18 protein-coding genes are annotated in these 18,648 nt (G+C 45.7%); 4 read left to right on the top strand and 14 right to left on the bottom strand.

Annotated features, from left to right (window positions below; all coding sequences use genetic code 11):
* Window positions 1-56: 56 nt before the first annotated feature.
* From H8K52_RS00850 to H8K52_RS00800, 11 genes are all read right to left on the bottom strand, one after another.
* Entirely contained in the window at window positions 57-1,004 is a 948-nt protein-coding gene (locus tag H8K52_RS00850) for an ABC transporter ATP-binding protein (protein ID WP_186920621.1), read from the bottom strand.
* A 200-nt stretch (window positions 1,005-1,204) separates the two neighbouring features.
* A complete protein-coding gene (purF, locus tag H8K52_RS00845; protein WP_186920620.1) occupies window positions 1,205-2,725 on the bottom strand; it encodes an amidophosphoribosyltransferase in 1,521 nt (506 codons plus the stop codon).
* 55 nt (window positions 2,726-2,780) lie between these two features.
* A complete protein-coding gene (locus H8K52_RS00840; protein WP_186920619.1) occupies window positions 2,781-3,269 on the bottom strand; it encodes a CvpA family protein in 489 nt (162 codons plus the stop codon).
* Between the two features lie 19 nt (window positions 3,270-3,288).
* The gene (locus H8K52_RS00835) at window positions 3,289-4,371 is read right to left on the bottom strand and encodes an SPOR domain-containing protein (RefSeq protein WP_186920618.1); all 1,083 of its coding nucleotides are present in this window, start codon (window positions 4,369-4,371) and stop codon (window positions 3,289-3,291) included.
* 28 nt (window positions 4,372-4,399) lie between these two features.
* A complete protein-coding gene (folC, locus tag H8K52_RS00830; protein WP_186920617.1) occupies window positions 4,400-5,701 on the bottom strand; it encodes a bifunctional tetrahydrofolate synthase/dihydrofolate synthase in 1,302 nt (433 codons plus the stop codon).
* 104 nt (window positions 5,702-5,805) lie between these two features.
* Window positions 5,806-6,678 (bottom strand): acetyl-CoA carboxylase, carboxyltransferase subunit beta, encoded by an 873-nt coding sequence (accD, locus tag H8K52_RS00825; RefSeq protein ID WP_186920616.1) that lies wholly within the window; start codon window positions 6,676-6,678, stop codon window positions 5,806-5,808.
* A gap of 167 nt (window positions 6,679-6,845) precedes the next feature.
* Window positions 6,846-7,643: a tryptophan synthase subunit alpha gene (trpA, locus tag H8K52_RS00820; RefSeq protein WP_186920615.1), complete on the bottom strand. Its 798-nt coding sequence runs from the start codon at window positions 7,641-7,643 to the stop codon at window positions 6,846-6,848.
* A 111-nt stretch (window positions 7,644-7,754) separates the two neighbouring features.
* Window positions 7,755-9,035 (bottom strand): tryptophan synthase subunit beta, encoded by a 1,281-nt coding sequence (gene trpB, locus H8K52_RS00815; RefSeq protein WP_186920614.1) that lies wholly within the window; start codon window positions 9,033-9,035, stop codon window positions 7,755-7,757.
* Window positions 9,036-9,052: 17 nt separating this feature from the next.
* Window positions 9,053-9,736 carry a phosphoribosylanthranilate isomerase gene (locus tag H8K52_RS00810; protein ID WP_425507518.1) on the bottom strand — a complete coding sequence of 228 codons (684 nt, stop codon included), beginning with the start codon at window positions 9,734-9,736 and terminating at the stop codon, window positions 9,053-9,055.
* Window positions 9,737-9,891: 155 nt separating this feature from the next.
* A complete protein-coding gene (aceA, locus tag H8K52_RS00805; RefSeq protein WP_186920613.1) occupies window positions 9,892-11,199 on the bottom strand; it encodes an isocitrate lyase in 1,308 nt (435 codons plus the stop codon).
* Window positions 11,200-11,503: 304 nt separating this feature from the next.
* Complete coding sequence (locus tag H8K52_RS00800; protein WP_246464177.1) at window positions 11,504-12,757, bottom strand: YihY family inner membrane protein; 1,254 nt, start codon at window positions 12,755-12,757, stop codon at window positions 11,504-11,506.
* Between the two features lie 207 nt (window positions 12,758-12,964).
* Here H8K52_RS00800 and wrbA point away from each other — a divergent pair, with 207 nt between their 5' ends.
* The 4 genes from wrbA to H8K52_RS00780 are packed head-to-tail and all read left to right on the top strand — an operon-like array spanning window position 12,965 to window position 15,838.
* Window positions 12,965-13,573: an NAD(P)H:quinone oxidoreductase gene (gene wrbA, locus H8K52_RS00795; protein WP_186920611.1), complete on the top strand. Its 609-nt coding sequence runs from the start codon at window positions 12,965-12,967 to the stop codon at window positions 13,571-13,573.
* Window positions 13,570-13,971: a DUF2069 domain-containing protein gene (locus H8K52_RS00790; protein ID WP_186920610.1), complete on the top strand. Its 402-nt coding sequence runs from the start codon at window positions 13,570-13,572 to the stop codon at window positions 13,969-13,971. Before wrbA ends, H8K52_RS00790 begins: the two co-directional genes overlap by 4 nt.
* 8 nt (window positions 13,972-13,979) lie before the next feature.
* Window positions 13,980-15,386 carry an FAD-binding oxidoreductase gene (locus H8K52_RS00785; protein WP_186920609.1) on the top strand — a complete coding sequence of 469 codons (1,407 nt, stop codon included), beginning with the start codon at window positions 13,980-13,982 and terminating at the stop codon, window positions 15,384-15,386.
* 8 nt (window positions 15,387-15,394) lie between these two features.
* Complete coding sequence (locus H8K52_RS00780; protein WP_186920608.1) at window positions 15,395-15,838, top strand: DUF4124 domain-containing protein; 444 nt, start codon at window positions 15,395-15,397, stop codon at window positions 15,836-15,838.
* A gap of 200 nt (window positions 15,839-16,038) precedes the next feature.
* Here the strand turns inward: H8K52_RS00780 and H8K52_RS00775 are convergent, their stop codons facing one another.
* The 3 genes from H8K52_RS00775 to H8K52_RS00765 are packed head-to-tail and all read right to left on the bottom strand — an operon-like array spanning window position 16,039 to window position 18,575.
* On the bottom strand, window positions 16,039-17,031 hold the full coding sequence (locus H8K52_RS00775) for a CE1 family esterase (RefSeq protein ID WP_186920607.1): 993 nt from the start codon (window positions 17,029-17,031) through the stop codon (window positions 16,039-16,041).
* Window positions 17,032-17,083: 52 nt separating this feature from the next.
* Window positions 17,084-17,524 (bottom strand): hypothetical protein, encoded by a 441-nt coding sequence (locus H8K52_RS00770; protein ID WP_186920606.1) that lies wholly within the window; start codon window positions 17,522-17,524, stop codon window positions 17,084-17,086.
* A gap of 43 nt (window positions 17,525-17,567) precedes the next feature.
* Window positions 17,568-18,575: a tetratricopeptide repeat protein gene (locus H8K52_RS00765; protein ID WP_186920605.1), complete on the bottom strand. Its 1,008-nt coding sequence runs from the start codon at window positions 18,573-18,575 to the stop codon at window positions 17,568-17,570.
* Between the last annotated feature and the right edge of the window lie 73 nt (window positions 18,576-18,648).

Raw genomic sequence — 18,648 nt, 5'->3', positions numbered from 1 at the left:
TCAGCGCTTTCATAAATTTAATGTAGTAGTAAATATTGAATGAGACGATATCAGCGCTAGTCGCGTAAACTGCGTCCAGTTAAAGTCAAAAAAACGTCCTCTAGTTTCGTCTTGGCGGTTGAGAAATGGGTCACCACGCATCCATGTTGCGTCAAAAAATTCAATATCGTGAGTGCCAGATCTTGGGTCAACAAAGCCACATCTAGAGCCTTACCGTCATCCTTAACCATCACAGTGCCCACGCCAGTTTGCTGTTGTAGTTGACTGAGTATCTGCGGCGCGATCGCTTGTGCCAAACTTAGATGTAGTGCTGCTTGTGCTGGCAGACGTTGCATGAGTTCTGCAGGTGTCTCATTGGCGATCATTTTTCCATGATCAATAATCACAATATGATCCGCCAGACGTTCTACTTCTTCCATGTAGTGGCTGGTATAAATCAAAGCACGCCCTTGCGCTTTGAGGACTTCTAGGGCATCGAAGATGGCATTGCGACTCTGCGGATCAATACCAACCGTTGGCTCATCAAGTATCAGTAACTTCGGATCGTGGAGTAACGCCGCGGCTATATTCAAACGTCGTTTCATACCACCAGAGAAGCTAGACGGTTTATCTTTCGCCCTATCTTTTAGACTAACCAAATCTAATACGGCATCACAACGGGCATGTAAATGACTACCGTTTAAACCATACAGAGCACCAAATAACTTCAAATTTTCACGTGCCGACAAATCATCAAACAATGCCAACTCTTGTGGTACCAAACCCAATTGCATTTTGGCCTTGTGATTACCTGCTGTCATTGGTTCACCAGCCAACAAGACTTCACCTTCATCGGCAGCTAATAGGCCACAGATCATGTTAACGGTGGTGGATTTACCTGCGCCGTTCGGCCCCAACAATCCTATGGTCTGTCCTGCCTGCACCGAAAAAGAAACATTATCAACAACAGTCCGTTGTGCAAAACGCTTGGTTATTTGCCTTACTTCAAGCAGTGCATGTGTCATGTTTTTGTCCTAACAAAAATTGGGCTTTGAGAATTCTTAAAGATGTTTTGATTTTGCGGCAAAGTGATTGGCTTGAATAGAACTGTTTGCCACCATTTTCTAATGACAAATGTCATATGTCGGCGACATCGACAAAAAAAATCGCCGCTAGTTTTCACTAACGGCGATTCTTAAAGGCACAATCAGAATTAACTCATCAATTAGTCAGTGCTACTCGACAAATTCAAATTCAGCTGCGAGCGCACCATATCTTCTTTATCAGAACGTGAACCATTACGTGCCGCTTCGAGACGATCTAGATAGTCCGGTGTGACATCGCCAGTAATATAGAAACCATCAAAACAAGACGCTTCAATACTCTTCAATACAGGATTCGCATCAGAAATCGCACGCTTCATATCAGCAACGTCCTGATACACCAAAGCATCAGCGGTAATTTCACGACAGATTTCATCTTGCGAACGGCCATAAGCAATCAGCTCACTGCGCGTAGGCATATCGATCCCATAGACGTTCGGAAATTGCACTGGAGGTGCTGCAGAAGCAAAAATCACTTTACGCGCGCCAGACTCACGTGCCATCTGCACGATTTCACGACTCGTCGTACCACGCACGATAGAGTCATCAACCAATAACACGTTTTTGCCTTTGAATTCAGACGCAATAGCATTCAATTTTTGACGAACTGACTTTTTACGGATAGCTTGTCCTGGCATCATAAATGTACGACCGATGTAGCGATTCTTAATGAAGCCTTCGCGATAATCGAGATTCAAGCAATCAGCTAATTCCATTGCTGATGGGCGAGAAGAATCAGGGATTGGCATCACGACATCAATATCGCCTTGCCCAAACTGACTACGAATTTTCTCTGCCAGATACTTACCCATATTCAAACGAGTTTGATACACGGAAGTGCCATCAATTGTCGAATCTGGACGGGCCAAATACACATACTCGAACGCGCACGGATTTAAACTAGGATTCTCTGCGCATTGTTCACTGTAAAGTTTGCCATCGAGATCAATAAAAATCGCCTCACCAGGCGCAACATCGCGCTCAAATTTGAAGCCTGTGCCTTCCAAAGCGACAGATTCACTCGCCAACATATATTCAATACCGCTATCAGTATGAGCAGAACCTAAACATAAAGGACGAATACCGAATGGATCGCGGAAAGCCAATAATCCATGACCCGCAATTTGGGCGACTACGGCATAAGAGCCACGCACGCGACGGTGCAGCATGGAAACTGCGCGGAACAAAGACACTGGATCTAAAGAGTAGCCGCTGACGACTTCTTGAATTTGATGCGCCAAAATATTTAACAAGACTTCAGAATCAGAATCTGTATTCAAATGACGATAATCATTTTTGAATAATTCAACTTTTAACTCTGCTGCGTTCGTCAAATTACCGTTATGCGCCAACACAATACCAAATGGTGCATTGACATAAAACGGTTGCGCTTCTTCTTCGCTAGTAGAACCAGCCGTAGGATAACGCACTTGACCAATGCCGATATTGCCCGGTAAAGAACGCATATTACGAGTACGAAACACGTCACGAACCAATCCATTTGCTTTATGCATTGCAAATTTATTGCCATGACTAGTTGCGATACCAGCCGCGTCTTGACCGCGATGCTGCAAGAGCAGCAAGGCATCATAGATCAATTGATTAACGGGATTTTTTGAGACTACGCCAACGATGCCACACATGGTGGACTCCTAAAAAAACGAAAATAAAAACAAACCAAAACCGAACTAATTCAGATTACAGCTTTACGTGTTGAGTCACGGAACCAGGTAAAAACGGCATCACAGTACGCACTGCGCTAACGGCAACCGGACTCAACAACGCCTCCTTCCAAAACGACTGCTGAGGAATTGCCGTCATACCGCACACTAAAACCATCGCCATCACGATAACGCAACCACGTGCGAGACCAAATAAACCACCTAAGCCACGATCTGCCAAGCTTAAACCACTGGCTTTAATGATGGCATCAATCGCCCGCATCAACAACGCCATCAACAGACGCACACCGATAAATAAGGCTAAGAAAGCGACGATCATTCGGCTTAATTGGCCGGGTATGATCTCTGGCAGCCAATTCGCAACATTTGCGCCAAATGCGTTTGCCACAACCAAAGCGACGACCCAACTAATCAAAGACAAAATTTCCTTAATCAATCCACGCAAAGTGCTGATTACCACCGAACAAATAATGATCAATAAAACGATGTAATCAAATAAGGTCACGAAATCTCCTCGCTTAAAATTAAGCAGGTATCAATGAGCCGCTTAAGCCAATTTTGACTAACTTAGCTCGCATCTTTTCTGCGTCGGCTTTACTAGTAAAAGGGCCAACTCGAATTCGACTCACTTCACCTGTCTTAGTGATAATTTTTTGCGTATATGACTGGATATTTGCTGCTTTCAATTTAGCCTGCAACTCGCGCACTTTGGCGGGAGAATTTAATGCCGCCACTTGTACAACAAAACTGCCAGTAGAAATTTCTGTTTTACTCGGTTTTGCGACCAACTTCTCTGTCTCAGGTAAACTTCGCCCTTCTAGTAAAGCCAGAGCGCGTGCAGCATCGTCAATCGTTTCCTTTTTGGCTTCAGCCTTAGGTTCGACTTTCGCTTCCGTTTTCTTCAAAGGCTCTGGTGCCACTTTGTTTGCGGTGAGTACCGGATTGCTCGTAGCAGTTTTATTGCCAGCAGCTAGTTCAGACTTTTTGTCTGAATTTTTATCTGTTATTTTTTCAGAGGCCAGTGTCGGTGCTTTTGTGTTGGCATAAACTTTTGTGATTGCACGGTCATCCTTTACCGTTTTATCCACGGATGCTGGTGCGACCTGAGGGGTGGGAGCTGAGATGATTTCTTCAGATTTATCAATGCCTTGATTGATTCCTGTATTCACCGCGAGCTTTGAATCCGATTGAGGAGTTTGCTCCCTCAGCACAGCATTATTAGTCTCAGGAGCAAGCTGCGTTGTTCCTTGCTCGCCATCTTTCGCTGGAATTTCAATCGCAATTTTCGCTGTACCTGGTTTAGGTTCTGAATCAAACACCATAGGCAAGCCAATGATCGCTGCCAACACCAAGGCAACAGCACCAATTAAACGACGACGTGCGCGCTTCTTCTCAGGTAAGGCGGCATCATCGGTACTACTTTTACGAGTATTTGAATTAGAACGCTTAGTGGTTTTCGTTGACTTACTTCGTCCTGGAGCCGATGAATCGGCAGCAGCTAAACTTTCCTCTTCGGAGCGCGAGCGAAACTCTCCGCTTACATTCTCGGAGAAATCATCATCATTTTTTTTATTATTATTTTGCTTAAATAGCGAGTCTAGGCTCATAGCAAATAGATTTTCTTTGGTAGGTCGCTTAGGATTGAGCGTTTTTTCTGGCTCGCATGACCCCTGCAACTGTCAAAAACGAACCGAAGACCACTATTCTATCATTTTCCCCTGCATTGCTCATCGCGAAAGCATAAGCATCTGCTGGATTACTGAATTTTTGCAAACTATGTTCTTTATCCTCAACCACACCAGCACTGTGCAAACTATCTAACAACTGTGCAGAAGTCGCTGCGCGTGGCAAGGGTAGATCGCACACACACCAATGGTCTATTTTATCTTTCATATGACCAATCACACCCGCAATGTCTTTATCGAGCATAGAACCGAACACTGCATAGGTATAGGCATGAAAACCCATATTATCAAGATTTTGCGACAGCGTTGCTGCAGCATGCGGGTTGTGTGCAACGTCTAAAACCACAGTCGGACGTCCAGGTAGGACTTGGAAGCGACCAGGCAGATCAACCATCACCAAGCCCGTACGCACCTCCTGTGCGCCGACAGGCAGTTGATGACGCAAGGCCTCAAGTGCGGCTAACACAGCGGAAGCATTTAATAATTGATTGGCGCCACGCAAGCTTGGATAGGCAAGAGAATTGCGTCGTTGCTCACGTCCGGCAAAATTCCACTGCTGTTTATCGCCGTTGTAATTAAAATCTCGTCCAAACAAACGCAAATCCGCACCAATCTCAATCGCATGATCAATCAGGCTTTGTGGCGGTTGAGGATCACTACAAATCGCAACCCTGCCGGTACGGAAAATTCCCGCCTTTTCAAAACCGATTTTCTCGCGCGTATCGCCCAGATAATCAACATGATCAATATCTACGCTCGTTACAATCGACACGTCGGCATCAATGACATTCACGGCATCCAAGCGCCCACCCAATCCAACCTCAAGAATCACGACGTCTAGTGGCGCATCAGCAAGCAGCTTACAAATTGCCAGCGTCGTAAATTCAAAATACGTCAACGAGGTATCGCCACGTACCGCTTCTACTTCATCAAAAACCTTTACAAAATCCGCATCACCAACAGGAACGCCATTGATTCGAGCACGCTCATTAAAGTCTAAAAAATGCGGTTTGCTGTACAGACCAACTCGATAGCCAGCTTGCATCAAGATAGCTTCCAACATCGCACAGGTAGAACCTTTGCCATTGGTACCGGCCACCATAATCACCGGACACTGATACTGAATATCAAGCTTGGATTTAACGCCAGACACACGGTCTAAACCCATGTCGATTTCTTTGGAGTGGCGGGTTTCTAGAACAGATAACCAATCGAGCAAATTTGTCGGCTTGGCAGTAGCGTTGATACTCATGATTGGATTTGGGCGAATAGTCTGTAGAAGGTTAAAATGAAAAGAGCCTGAAGATAATTTGCTGATCCAGCAAAAATCTTCAGGCTCTTTAAATCGCATTGGAATTAAGAAACGGCTTCCACTGGTTGATTTTGCAAGAGTGCCATCAAGCGGGCTAGCTCCTCACGCATTTTACGTCGATCAACGATCATATCAACCGCGCCTTTTTGCACCAAAAACTCAGCGCGTTGAAAACCTTCTGGTAATTTTTCGCGAACAGTATTTTCAATCACGCGTGGACCGGCAAAACCAATCAATGCTTTCGGTTCAGCGACCACGACATCGCCCATAAAAGCGAAAGAAGCCGACACGCCACCCATGGTCGGATCTGTTAAAACAGAAATAAACGGCAGTTTTTTCTCAGACAATTTTGTCAACATCGCTGTTGTTTTTGCCATTTGCATCAAGGACAATAAGCCCTCTTGCATACGAGCACCGCCAGTCGCAGTGAAACAAATAAATGGCACTTTTTGCTCCAAAGCAGCTTGTACGCCGCGCACAAAACGCTCACCAACGACCGAGCCCATAGAACCGCCCATAAAACCAAACTCAAAGCAAGCTACCACCGCTGGCACGGACATAATCGACCCGCCCATCACGATCAAAGCATCGGTTTCATTGGTGCTATCCATGGCGTCTTTAAGGCGCTCTGGATATTTTTTACTGTCTTTGAACTTCAAAGTATCGACTGGTAAAACTTCCTGACCGATTTCATAGCGACCGCCCGTATCGAGCAAGGCATCGAGGCGTTCACGGGCACTGATACGCAAGTGATGATTACACTTGGAGCACACATGAACATTTGCTTCTAAATCGGAACGGTATAAAACGGCTTCGCAAGATGGGCATTTGACCCATAAGCCTTCAGGCATGGAACGGCGGTTAGCCGTTTCGGAACGTTGAATACGTGGGGGAAGTAATTTTTCTAACCAACTCATAGCTCTCTCCTCATATCTATTTGATCAATTTGCATTCATCAAACGGGGCGCACTCTTCTGGGAATGCAGCAATTGGCGCGTATTCTATTCTATTTCCGCGCCAATTGCGACTCAGATAGGTATTTGACAAGCGTCAAATACCTATTTTCCGAGAATTTCATGCTGATTTAATTATCAAGAGCGCTACGAATTTCAGTGATAAAACTTTGCACTGCCGCTACAGCGTGTTCTCTTGGCGTATTTTCTAGCTCTTGAATAATACGAGAACCAATTACCACTGCATCTGATACAGATGCAATTGCCTTCGCTGTCTCGGCATCACGAATACCAAAGCCAACTCCAACAGGCACATTTACATGCTTTTTAATACGCGGAATCATGGCTGCCACCGCATCCAAATCCAATGCACCTGAACCTGTTACGCCTTTTAAAGACACGTAATAGACGTAACCGGTCGCAATTTTGCCGACTTGCGCAATACGTTCATCCGTCGAAGTCGGCGCCAATAAGAAAATCGTATCCATACCGTTTTTGTGCATATTTTCAGCGAAATATTCACATTCTTCTGGCGGATAATCGACCACTAAGACACCATCTACGCCGGCTTGGGAAGCTGCCTGAATGAATTGTTCCTGTCCCATGCGCTCTATAGGATTGGCGTAGCCCATCAATACGACGGGCGTAGTTTGATTCGTGCTTCGGAATTGTTTAACCATCTCTAAAACATCACGCAGACCGACCCCTTTGAGCAAAGCACGCTCAGAAGCACGTTGTATCACGGGGCCATCTGCCATAGGATCAGAAAATGGTACGCCCAGTTCGATGATATCGGCACCACCTTCGACTAAGGCACGCATTAAAGGTAAAGTTAATTCAGGATCTGGATCGCCAGCTGTGATAAATGGGATCAGGCCTTTTTTATTCTGCGCTGCTAAAGCAGCCATACATGCTTGAATTCGGGACATAATTTTTACGCTCAATTATTGCTAAAGAAATTAGAACGACAAAGCGACGCTGATCGCCTATTTAAGAAAAAATCCATACTTTCAGCGTCTCTGAGGCTTGTTGGATAATGCTCAATAGAACTTCAGTCCAGCTCGTTCCGCGACCGTATGCATATCCTTGTCGCCACGCCCTGACAAATTCGCCAACACGATCTTATCCTTAGGCATGGTCGCAGCTAATTTCGCCGCATAGGCTAAAGCATGGCTCGATTCCAAAGCGGGAATAATCCCTTCGATACGACAACAATCATGGAAAGCTTTAAGCGCTTCTTCATCGGTGATCGTCGCGTATTGCGCGCGACCAGAATCTTTTAACCATGCGTGTTCAGGACCTACACCTGGATAATCGAGACCAGCAGAAACCGAATGCGTTTCAATGACCTGACCATTTTCATCCTGCATCAGATAGGTGCGGTTGCCATGCAAAACACCAGGCGATCCCGCCGTTAAAGACGCGGAATGCTTACCCGTCTCCAAGCCCTCGCCCGCAGCTTCGACACCGATTAACTGCACGTCTTTCAAATCGATGTAAGGATAAAAAATCCCCATCGCATTCGATCCACCACCAACACAAGCAGTCACGACGTCAGGTTGACGCCCTGCTACTTCTGGCATCTGCCATAAGCATTCTTCTCCAATCACCGATTGAAAATCGCGCACCAACATAGGATACGGATGTGGTCCAGCGACGGTACCAATAATATAAAAAGTGTTATCGACATTCGCGACCCAGTCTCGCATCGCTTCGTTCAAGGCATCTTTCAAAGTCTTAGAGCCGGATTCGACTGGCACCACAGTCGCGCCAAGCAATTTCATGCGATACACATTTTGCGCCTGACGCTTCACGTCTTCTGAACCCATGTACACGACGCACTCCAAACCAAAACGGGCACAAATTGTCGCCGTCGCTACACCATGTTGACCCGCACCGGTTTCTGCAATGACGCGAGGCTTGCCCATACGCTTTGCCAGCAAAGCTTGACCGATGACATTATTGATTTTGTGTGCGCCAGTGTGATTCAAATCTTCACGTTTGAAGTAAATCTGTGCACCACCCATGATCTCAGACCAGCGTTTTGCATGGTAGATTGGCGATGGACGACCGACGAAATGTTTGAGTTCATAACGAAATTCTTCTAAAAATTCCGGGTCATGCTGATATTTAGCGTAAGCGTCCTTCAACTCATTCAAAGCATGGGTCAAAGTTTCGGAGACAAAAGTCCCGCCATACATGCCAAAGTGGCCTTTAGCGTCGGGAAAATTATAGGTTGCGGAATGATAAATCGCTGCTGGCGCTTGTGCGCCGACTGATTGACGTTCGAAATGAGCGTCAAGAGAAGATAATTCTTTCATGAGAATTCCTTGGAAAACTAGTTTTGATTGTCTTGCATGCTGTCGGCCAAACGCACTGCTTGCACAAATGCCCGTACCTTAGCTGCATCCTTCACGCCTTTTGACAGCTCGACACCACTGCTGATGTCCACTGCAAACGGCCGTACACCCACGACCGCGTCAGTCGCGTTTTGTACGCTCAAGCCACCACTTAAAACGACCCGAGGCGCGAGTTCTTTTGGGATGAGAGACCAATCAAAAACCTTTCCACTACCACCGAAACTATCTACGAAAGTGTCAAGCAATAAGCCTTGAAACAAGGGACTAGCTGCTTGATATTCAATTTCGCATTCTAACAAATCTGCCGCGCTTGTGTCAGGTTTTACCCGAAAAGCGCGGATAAAAGGCCGGTTCACTGCACTGGCGAGACGATGGCACTCTTGTGCGGATTCATCGCCATGGAATTGCAATAATTGTATAGGTGCTAGTTTGATGACGGCTTGTAGCTCTTCAAGACTCGCGTTCACAAACAAGCCGACCGAGGTCACGAATGGTGGCATCGCGGCAATCAAAGGCGCCGCAGCTTCAGGCGTCAGGGAACGCGGGCTTGGTGGGTAGAATACAAAACCGAGGGCATCGGCACCAGCATCGACCACAGCACGCAAATCTTCTAGTCGCGTAATTCCGCAAATTTTTGTTCGAGTTTTATTTGGCAAAAGCATAAAGCACATTCTTTAAAAGATTTACTGTCAATTATTCTTCAGTCGAAATACTAACCTATCAAACCTTTTTTCGCCCCCAAATACCATCATTAATAAAAAAAGCGGCGGCATCTTTCGATGCTGCCGCTCTAATTGAAAACCAATGCTAACGAAATTTAAGCCACTTTCTTAGCATCGAAAAATTGCTCATCCTCAGTAGAACCATGCAAAGCCGTCGTTGAAGACTGACCTTGCTGAATTACCTGAGTCACCGCATCGAAGTAGCCTGTACCCACTTCACGTTGATGTTTGACTGCAGTAAAACCCTTCTCTGCTGCTGCGAATTCTGCTTCTTGCAATTCAACGAAAGCTGACATTTGACGGCGTGCGTAGCCGTGTGCGAGATTGAACATCCCGTAATTCAAAGCATGGAAACCGGCCAAGGTAATGAACTGGAATTTGTAACCCATTGCGCCCAATTCTTTTTGGAATTTTGCGATCGTTGCGTCGTCCAAATTCTTTTTCCAGTTAAAGCTTGGTGAGCAGTTATAGGCCAACAATTTGCCTGGGAACTTGGCGTGAATCGCATCAGCAAATGCTTTAGCAAAAGCCAGATCCGGTTTGCCTGTTTCACACCAGATCATATCGGCATACTCTGCGTAAGCTAAACCACGAGAGATGGATTGTTGCAAACCTGGATGCGTTTTGTAGAAGCCTTCAACCGTGCGCTCACCGGTCAAGAATGGCTTGTCGTTGTCATCGATATCTGACGTAATCAAATCAGCCGCTTCGGCATCAGTACGTGCCAACAAGACTGTATGAGTACCCATGACGTCGGCAGCTAAACGTGCTGCGTTCAATTTTTCTACGGCTTCACGAGTTGGCACCAAGACTTTGCCACCCATGTGACCGCATTTCTTGACAGACGCCAATTGATCTTCAAAGTGAACGCCAGACGCACCCGCTTCAATCATGGCTTTCATCAATTCAAAAGCATTCAAAACGCCACCAAAACCAGCTTCTGCGTCAGCAACAATTGGCGCGAAGAAATCAACATCACCAGAGCCTTCAGACCATTGAATCTGATCTGCACGGGTCAAAGTATTGTTAATGCGTTTAACGACCAATGGTACTGAATTGGCTGGATATAAAGATTGATCTGGATACATTTCGCCAGCAACGTTTGCATCGCCTGCTACTTGCCAACCAGAGAGGTAAATCGCTTTCAAGCCTGCTTTAACTTGTTGCATCGCTTGATTGCCGGTCAAAGCGCCGAGTGCGTTGACGAATGGCTCGTTATTGACCAAATCCCACAGTTTCAATGCGCCCGTTTTGGCGATGGTATGTTCAACTTGCAAAGAGCCGCGCAAACGAACCACGTCTTCTGCGGTGTAATTACGTTTGATGCCTATCCAGCGTGGATTGGTATCCCAGTCTTTTTGGATTTCTTCAATTTGCTGTTCGCGAGTGAGTTTCTGCGTCATGGTATTTCTCCTGTTGTGATTGATGCGGTTTTTAAATAAGTGCTTAGAAAAGTGTTCGTCCTTGAGATCTATAGTAGGACAAACCTTGCACCGCAACAATGTCTTGTATAAGACATAGGAGAAATATTTTTTACTTATAAATCAATCACTTATGATTTTAATTTCATGATGCAAAATAACTTTCCTCAAAATGAAATGATTTCATGATGCAGCACACCAGAAGATTTCACATTGTGAAAATAGGTTTTCACAATGCAAGATATTCCGAATTAAAAGTCATTTTTCAAGCTTTTGCCAAATTAAATTAACTCAGCCCAAAATACTCAAATAGGCTTTCAGACATGCCTTCACCTATGACTTTATGAACTTGATTTGCCAACGGTGAGTTGACTTTAGTATCAAATACGAAAAGCCTGTACACATCCGCCAAACAAAACGCTGCCGGATTCATAATCAAAACCCAACGTTCAGCGCCTGCATCGTGCTTATGCCACCATGAACGAACTTTCACAGGGCCATCATTAGCTAGTCTGGCAACCCACCCCACTTCCAACATTTTTTCTAATAAGCCTTCGATTTCATCAACACCAAATCGGGTTTTACTGCGTATCTGCAAAACACCAACAGCGGCATCGGTACTCGCGCTTCGAGCTTCTGCCAAAACACGCAGCACTGACATGGCGTCCTCGAAGGCACTACCCTGCTCAGGCACATGCCACCAGCGTTCAAACTTAACCACTGGCAGAGAGGCAGCGATAACCGCGCCGATCAACGTAATAAGCCAGGACAAATAAATCCAAATCAGAAAAATGGGAACTGCAGCCAAAGCACCATAAATCACGGTGTAGGTTGGAAACTGCTTAATGAAAACAGCAAATAATCGTTTAGCAATCTCAAAGGCAATCGCCGCAAAAACACCACCCCAAGCAGCGTCACGCCAATCGATAGGACGATTGGGAACAGTCAAATACAAAAGCGTATATGCCCCGGTTGTGAAGGCAATGGACACTAGGGTATAAAAAATCGTCCCCAGCAAAGGCACTGTTTTCATCAGCCCACTAGTCGCAGTGAATAGGCTCGAGGTTGCGCTCATCGAGATACCGATTAACAACGGCCCTAAAGTTACAATTGCCCAGTACACCACAACACGTTGCACTAAGGGACGCGAGCGTTTCACTTGCCAGATTTGATTAAAGGTTTTATCAATCATTGCCATGGTGGCTAGTGCGGTCACCATTAAGACCACGCCACCGACAGCAGACAGACGAGTGGCTTTAGTCGCAAACTGGGTCAAATATCCCATTACCGTAGACGAGATCTGCTTCGGCATCAGACTTTGGGTAAAGTAAGCCTCGAGCGATACCTTAAAGTCGGTGAACAAAGGAAAGGCTGTCAAAATTGCCAAACCGATCGTCAAAATCGGCACTAGGGCCAGCACTGTCGTAAAGGTTAAACTGCCAGCCACCTGCGGCAAACGCACCTCTTGCAAACGACGATTTGCAAATTGAAACAAATTCTTTAATTGCGCCCAACTTAAGCCACGCATAAACCCACTCATTCTCATCCTTATTATTCACATTTTTCAATTCTGGCCTCTAGTCATTCGCTTGTTTTAACCAGTCCAAACTCGAGAGACCACGAAGCTCTTCATTTTACCTAGAGTTGAGAAAAGTAATCGAAGTAATTTCTTCCAGTACGTCGAGTAAATCAGTGATGACTGAAAGGTAAGTCGCGCGCACTCACGAAGTTCTTTATAATTCGTTTCATGAGCACAAAAACTATTCCCCTCCTCGTTTTATATTATTCGCGTCACGGCAGTACCCGCCAATTAGCTCAGCTCATTGCGCAGGGAATCGATAGCGTCACCGGATGTGAAGCCAGAGTCCGAACCGTGCCAGCAGTGTCTACCGTTATCGAAAGCACCGAATCATCGATACCACTAGATGGGGCGCCATATGTCGAATTGAGCGACTTCAAAGAGTGTGCTGGTCTAGCGCTTGGTTCACCAACTCGCTTTGGCAATATGGCATCTGCGATGAAATATTTTTGGGATGGCACGGCTGCCGACTGGGTATCCGGCACCCTATGTGGTAAACCAGCTTGCGTATTCACGTCGACCGGGAGCCTACACGGTGGTCAAGAGTCGACATTGCTCTCCATGATGCTGCCACTCATGCATCACGGCATGATGATTCTAGGATTGCCATACACACATCCAGAGTTGATGAGTACAAAATCTGGTGGCAGTCCCTATGGCGCGACTCACTGGTCTGGACTCGACGGAAAATTACCGCTCACCGAAGAAACACGCACACTGGCAATTGCCCTTGGCAAGCGTTTGGCTGAAACTGCATTGCAATTACAAAAACTATGAATACGCATCAAACACTATGGTATCGATTCGCCTCAGCAAGCTTAATTATGCTGATTTTGCTTTGCTTTGCATGGGAAATGTGGCTTGCCCCCTACAAACCAGGTGGATCTATTTGGGTAATTAAAGTTTTACCATTATTATTCCCCCTACGCGGAATATTGCAAAAAAATATTTATACGATGCAATGGGCATCGATGTTCATTATGTTTTATTTCATCGAGGGCGTCGTTCGTGCCATGAGTGATGCAGATCCAATCTCAAGGATGCTTGCGGGTGCCGAAATTGTCCTTAGCGTCGTATTTTTTCTGAGTACCATTTATTACGTCAAACCTTTTAAACAAATCGCCAAAGCGGCTAAGAAACAAGCTGAAGCAGATCAAGCCAAATCAACTTCATAGATGAATGCATGCAAAACTTTCTAAATCTCTGCAAATCCACAATTGGTGAAGAAAACGTTTTGCTCGATGCTCAACAACAAGCGCCCTATTTGCAGGACTGGCGGCAACGCGAAGTTGGTAAAGCCTTAGCCATACTAAGACCAGCATCAACCGAGCAAGTCGCTAAACTGGTACAACTTTGCATCGATTATGCTGTGCCCATCGTTCCACAGGGTGGCAACACCGGCTTAGTGTTTGGCAGCATTCCCGATCACTCCGGCAAGGCTGTCGTCATATCACTGCAACGATTAAACAAGATACGTCAGATTGATGTCGCCAACAACACCATCACAGTAGACGCCGGTTGTTTACTGCAAAACATTCAAGCCGAAGCTGAGCAAGTCGACATGCTTTTTCCACTGTCACTAGCCTCTGAAGGCAGTTGCAGTATCGGTGGCAATTTATCGACTAATGCTGGCGGTACCGCGGTTCTCCGCTATGGTAATGCCCGTGAATTATGCCTAGGATTAGAAGTCGTTACGGCGAATGCTGAGATTTGGAATGGACTACGCGGACTACGCAAAGATAATACTGGCTATGACCTGCGAGACTTATTCATCGGTGCTGAAGGAACTCTAGGCATCATAACCGGTGTAGTGCTCAAACTTTTTCCCAAACCACGAAGCTATGGCACCGCATTTATCAGTCTCACTAGCATAGGGCATGCTGTCAAATTACTGACTTTGGCTAAGCAACATTGCCACGCCAACCTAACAGGCTTTGAGCTGATTAACAGTGTAAGTTTAGAATTAGTTCACCAGCACTTTCCTCAGTATCAAAGAATTTTTCAGCATACGAGCCAATTTTATGTGCTGCTAGAGCTATCCAGTTACGAATCGGAAGAAAAAGCATACCAGCAGCTAGAGCAACTCATCACCGCAGCGTTTGAGGCTGAATTCATCACTGATGCAGTTATTGCCAATTCAATCGCGCAAGCAAAAAATTGTTGGGCGCTACGCGAGTCAATCTCCTCAGCCCAAGCGAAAGAAGGTAAAAATATCAAACACGATATTTCACTGCCGATCTCCGTCGTTGCTGATTTTGTTGACGACGCAGGACAATGCTTAGAACAAGCATTTCCAGGGTGCCGCATGGTCACTTTTGGGCATCTTGGCGACGGCAATTTACACTTTAATGTTTCGCCGCCAATAGGCGATGTGCATGAGTTTTTTTTGACTCATCAAGCCCAGATCAATCGCATCGTCCACGACAAAACGCACCAATATGGCGGTTCCATTTCAGCTGAACATGGTATCGGAACACTTAAGAAAGAAGAATTGACCCGTTACAAATCTTCGGTGGAACTACAGCTTATGCACACCATCAAACGTGCGATGGATCCACACAACATCATGAATCCCGGAAAAATTTTGTAGGAGAACTTATGAAATTCCTAGTACTGTTTTGGCTCAGTCTTTGCACTACGCTCAGTTTCGCTGAAACTTACGCCTACAAATGCCAAGACAATGGCAGAACCATTTTCAGCCAACATCCTTGCAAGACTGGAACATCAACGGCGGTAGGGATCAAAACGACCGCACCAACCGCAGGTGAGCAACTCGCGGCACAGCATCAACATGCCCAAAGACTCACTGCGATTCGAAAATTAGAAAAAGTGCGGGAACGTGATGAAGCCAAACAAGATGCTATTAATCGTAGAGCCGCCGTTCAAGCTGCGGCTGCAAAAAGACGCTGCGATGCACAGCAACTGCAAACAAAATGGGCTAAAGAAGATCTGAAAAATACTCAGCCTAAAGGCGAAATGAAAGCACAACAAAAACTCAAACGTGCGCAAGAGCGCGCGGATTTTGTTTGCAAACAATCGTAGGACATTTCGGCACAGCCATTCTGCATGGATCGATCAGCACACGAGTAGTTTGATGCAATACCTTGCAGAATGCCCCTTTTATTGAAATCTCAACGCCAAAATCATCGCCCAAATAGTCAATCGCAAATCCTTCATCGACATTTCCGACGACACTAATTTTTTAAATAGCTTGATTTTCTTGATTGAGTCCGTCAATGTCATCACAGAAAAGGCCGTTGCCGCGCAAAGAAATCCCAAATGATGGCTGGTCCATTTGGTGCCATCGGAGACGGGCCAAGTAAGCGTGGACGTTTCCAGTAAGGCTGCGGCATACCATGTCCGCCATCAAATATGGAAACAAGCTCCACCTCCAACACGCTATCGTTTTTCCAAAGCCGACGCTCGAATTGCTGTTTATTTTGCGTAGTCATCGGTGTCGAATCCATTGCTGGTGCGTTCGAAATTTTGTTCATCTCAGCAAAAAATATGGCCGAATCCAGCGACGATCGGACATGACCGCCTTTATAAAACAAACCGAACAAACTAGAATCACCACCTGCGTAAGGAACTAGCGGGTCTTTCGTGCCGTTCATAATCAAGACTGAAGTCGTCAAGTTTGCGGGTTTGCATTTAAAGTTATCTGTTACGGGCACGTTGGCCGACACCGCCGCTACAGCACGAAATCGCTTAGAAGATTCCAATGCCAAACGCATTGACATAAAGCCGCCGGAAGAGACGCCTGTCGCAAAGACACGACTCTGATCAAATCCATGTTCAGCAATCAAGCTGTCGACCAAGACTTCCAAAAATTTAACGTCATCCACTTCGCGCCCATCAGCACTAAAGTCGCCCACCTTACTACAATCATTCCAATCAAAAGACTTGGCATTGGGATAGACCACCGCAAAGCCATACTGGTCGGCTAAGCGATCAAATTCATAGCCAGTTTCTAGTCGAATTTGTGCTCCGTTTTGCCCCGAGCCATGCAGTACCAAAAGCAAAGGAGCGCCTTTCGCTAATCCCTTCGGCAAATAAGTGCGAAAAGTTCGTGTCAGTCCGTCCACCTGCATAGTTGCTTTCGTCAACGCGCCAGATAACTCAGGTATTTGGGGATCTGGCGTATAGATGAAATAAGCGAACAATCCGCCTATCATCAGTATTAAACCAAGCAAACAAAATAGGAGGTAACGTAAAAATCGCAGCGCTTTTTTCATGATTAAGATTTAGCTTGAGTTTATGTTAAGAGATGCGGATCAAAGTTTCACATCATGTGTTATTGCGCCACTGATTCCCCTGTTTCTTTACGTAGTGGCGATAAACATAAGACCAAGGCATGGCGATATACACAAGGACAACAGCGCCAATAGCAAATACATTGGGCAGTAATTTTTCATCAAGCGTGCCATTCAACCAGAGTGGCAAAGGTACGGCAAGTAACCAGATTGTCTTCCAAATCAATTCCCACATCAGCACGGGCAGTAGCTGCAAAGGATAACGGATACCAAGCGCACAAAGCAACCAGAAGGCGACCATCATGCAAGTTTCGACACCGCGAAAAAATTCCCAAGTCGCTAATGGCTTTTTAGGGAAGAATACATAGGGCATTAAGGTAATCCCAAGTCCAATTACGACCAACACGTACATGGCACGTAGTACATACAAACGAGTCACCGAAACTTCATCGGTATTGTTGACTGTGTTAATCATTTCATTTACTCCAAATTGTTGACTGAGATTTTCCAAGATAGAATTACTTCAGCACCTTTAACTGATCTTCAGCGTCAGCACGCGTCTTTTTCCCCAGCTCGGGTACGAAAGCCAGCGACTTCTCATACGAAGAAATGGCTTTTGCCTTATCGCCTAGTGCTTGCCAAGTTTTTCCGAGTCGATAAAACACGCCCGCACTCGCCTCAAGACTAAGGGATTTTTCCAAATGTGGTAACGCCTCTTTTGGTTTACCCAATTCTTGTAAGGACCTCCCAAGACCAAGATAGGCAACTGAGGAATCGGGAAAGCGCTGAATCACTTCGCGAAACATTTTTTCAGCATCCAACAACTTATTTTCTTTTACCAAGGTTTGGCCGATCTCCAGCAAAACATCATTTTGCAACTGTGCTATTGCTGGAACTGTATTCCCATTAGCTGCCAACGCAGTGGTTCGCGCGCTCTCAAACTTATCGTCTTTCAGATCAAATTTTGCCTGCAGTAGACTTGCCGCCGCTGGGCTTACTTTTTGGGTTTCGGCAATCACCTCTTTGGCTTTTGAATTACTACCGCCCATCAGGCCGGGCACCTCCAAATAGAACGTCATGAGTGAGTGCGCAGCACTGTAATTTTTTGGATCTAATTCAATCGCTTTTTTGAATGAATCACGAATCCTCCCGAGCGAACTGATTCCAGACATCATGCCGCCCTTTTGTGCCTTGATCCCAAGTACATTCCCAAGCGCTTCATGGCACTCCGAATTTTTAGGATGACTGGCGATACATTGTTCGGCAATTTTGACGCCCTCATCCAGACGGCTAACTTTAGACTCAATTAAAATCAAATCCACCTGAGCAAGCAGAGCATCGACATGGCTAGGATCAACTGCCAGTTTCGCACTAATCGCACGTTCGACTTCCACGTACTTTTTCGCTTTGATTTGGACGCTGTATTCATGCCCTTCTGCCGCCTGCATGCCGAACATCGAGATAAAAAATAGCGCAATCATCGTAGACCGCCCGACAAAGTGCGATTGGGTAGAAAATTTATTCATAGGGACTTCCTTGTAAAAATAGATTAGTTAGCGCAAATGACACTGTTTAAAGTACGAATTTGTATTCAGCACA

Origin of the sequence: Affinundibacterium seohonense (assembly GCF_014284305.1) — a bacterium.
Lineage (GTDB): Bacteria > Pseudomonadota > Gammaproteobacteria > Burkholderiales > Burkholderiaceae_D > Undibacterium > Undibacterium seohonense.
The sequence above is the reverse complement of the archived record's forward strand: the minus strand, read 5'-3'. Positions and strand labels throughout refer to the sequence as shown.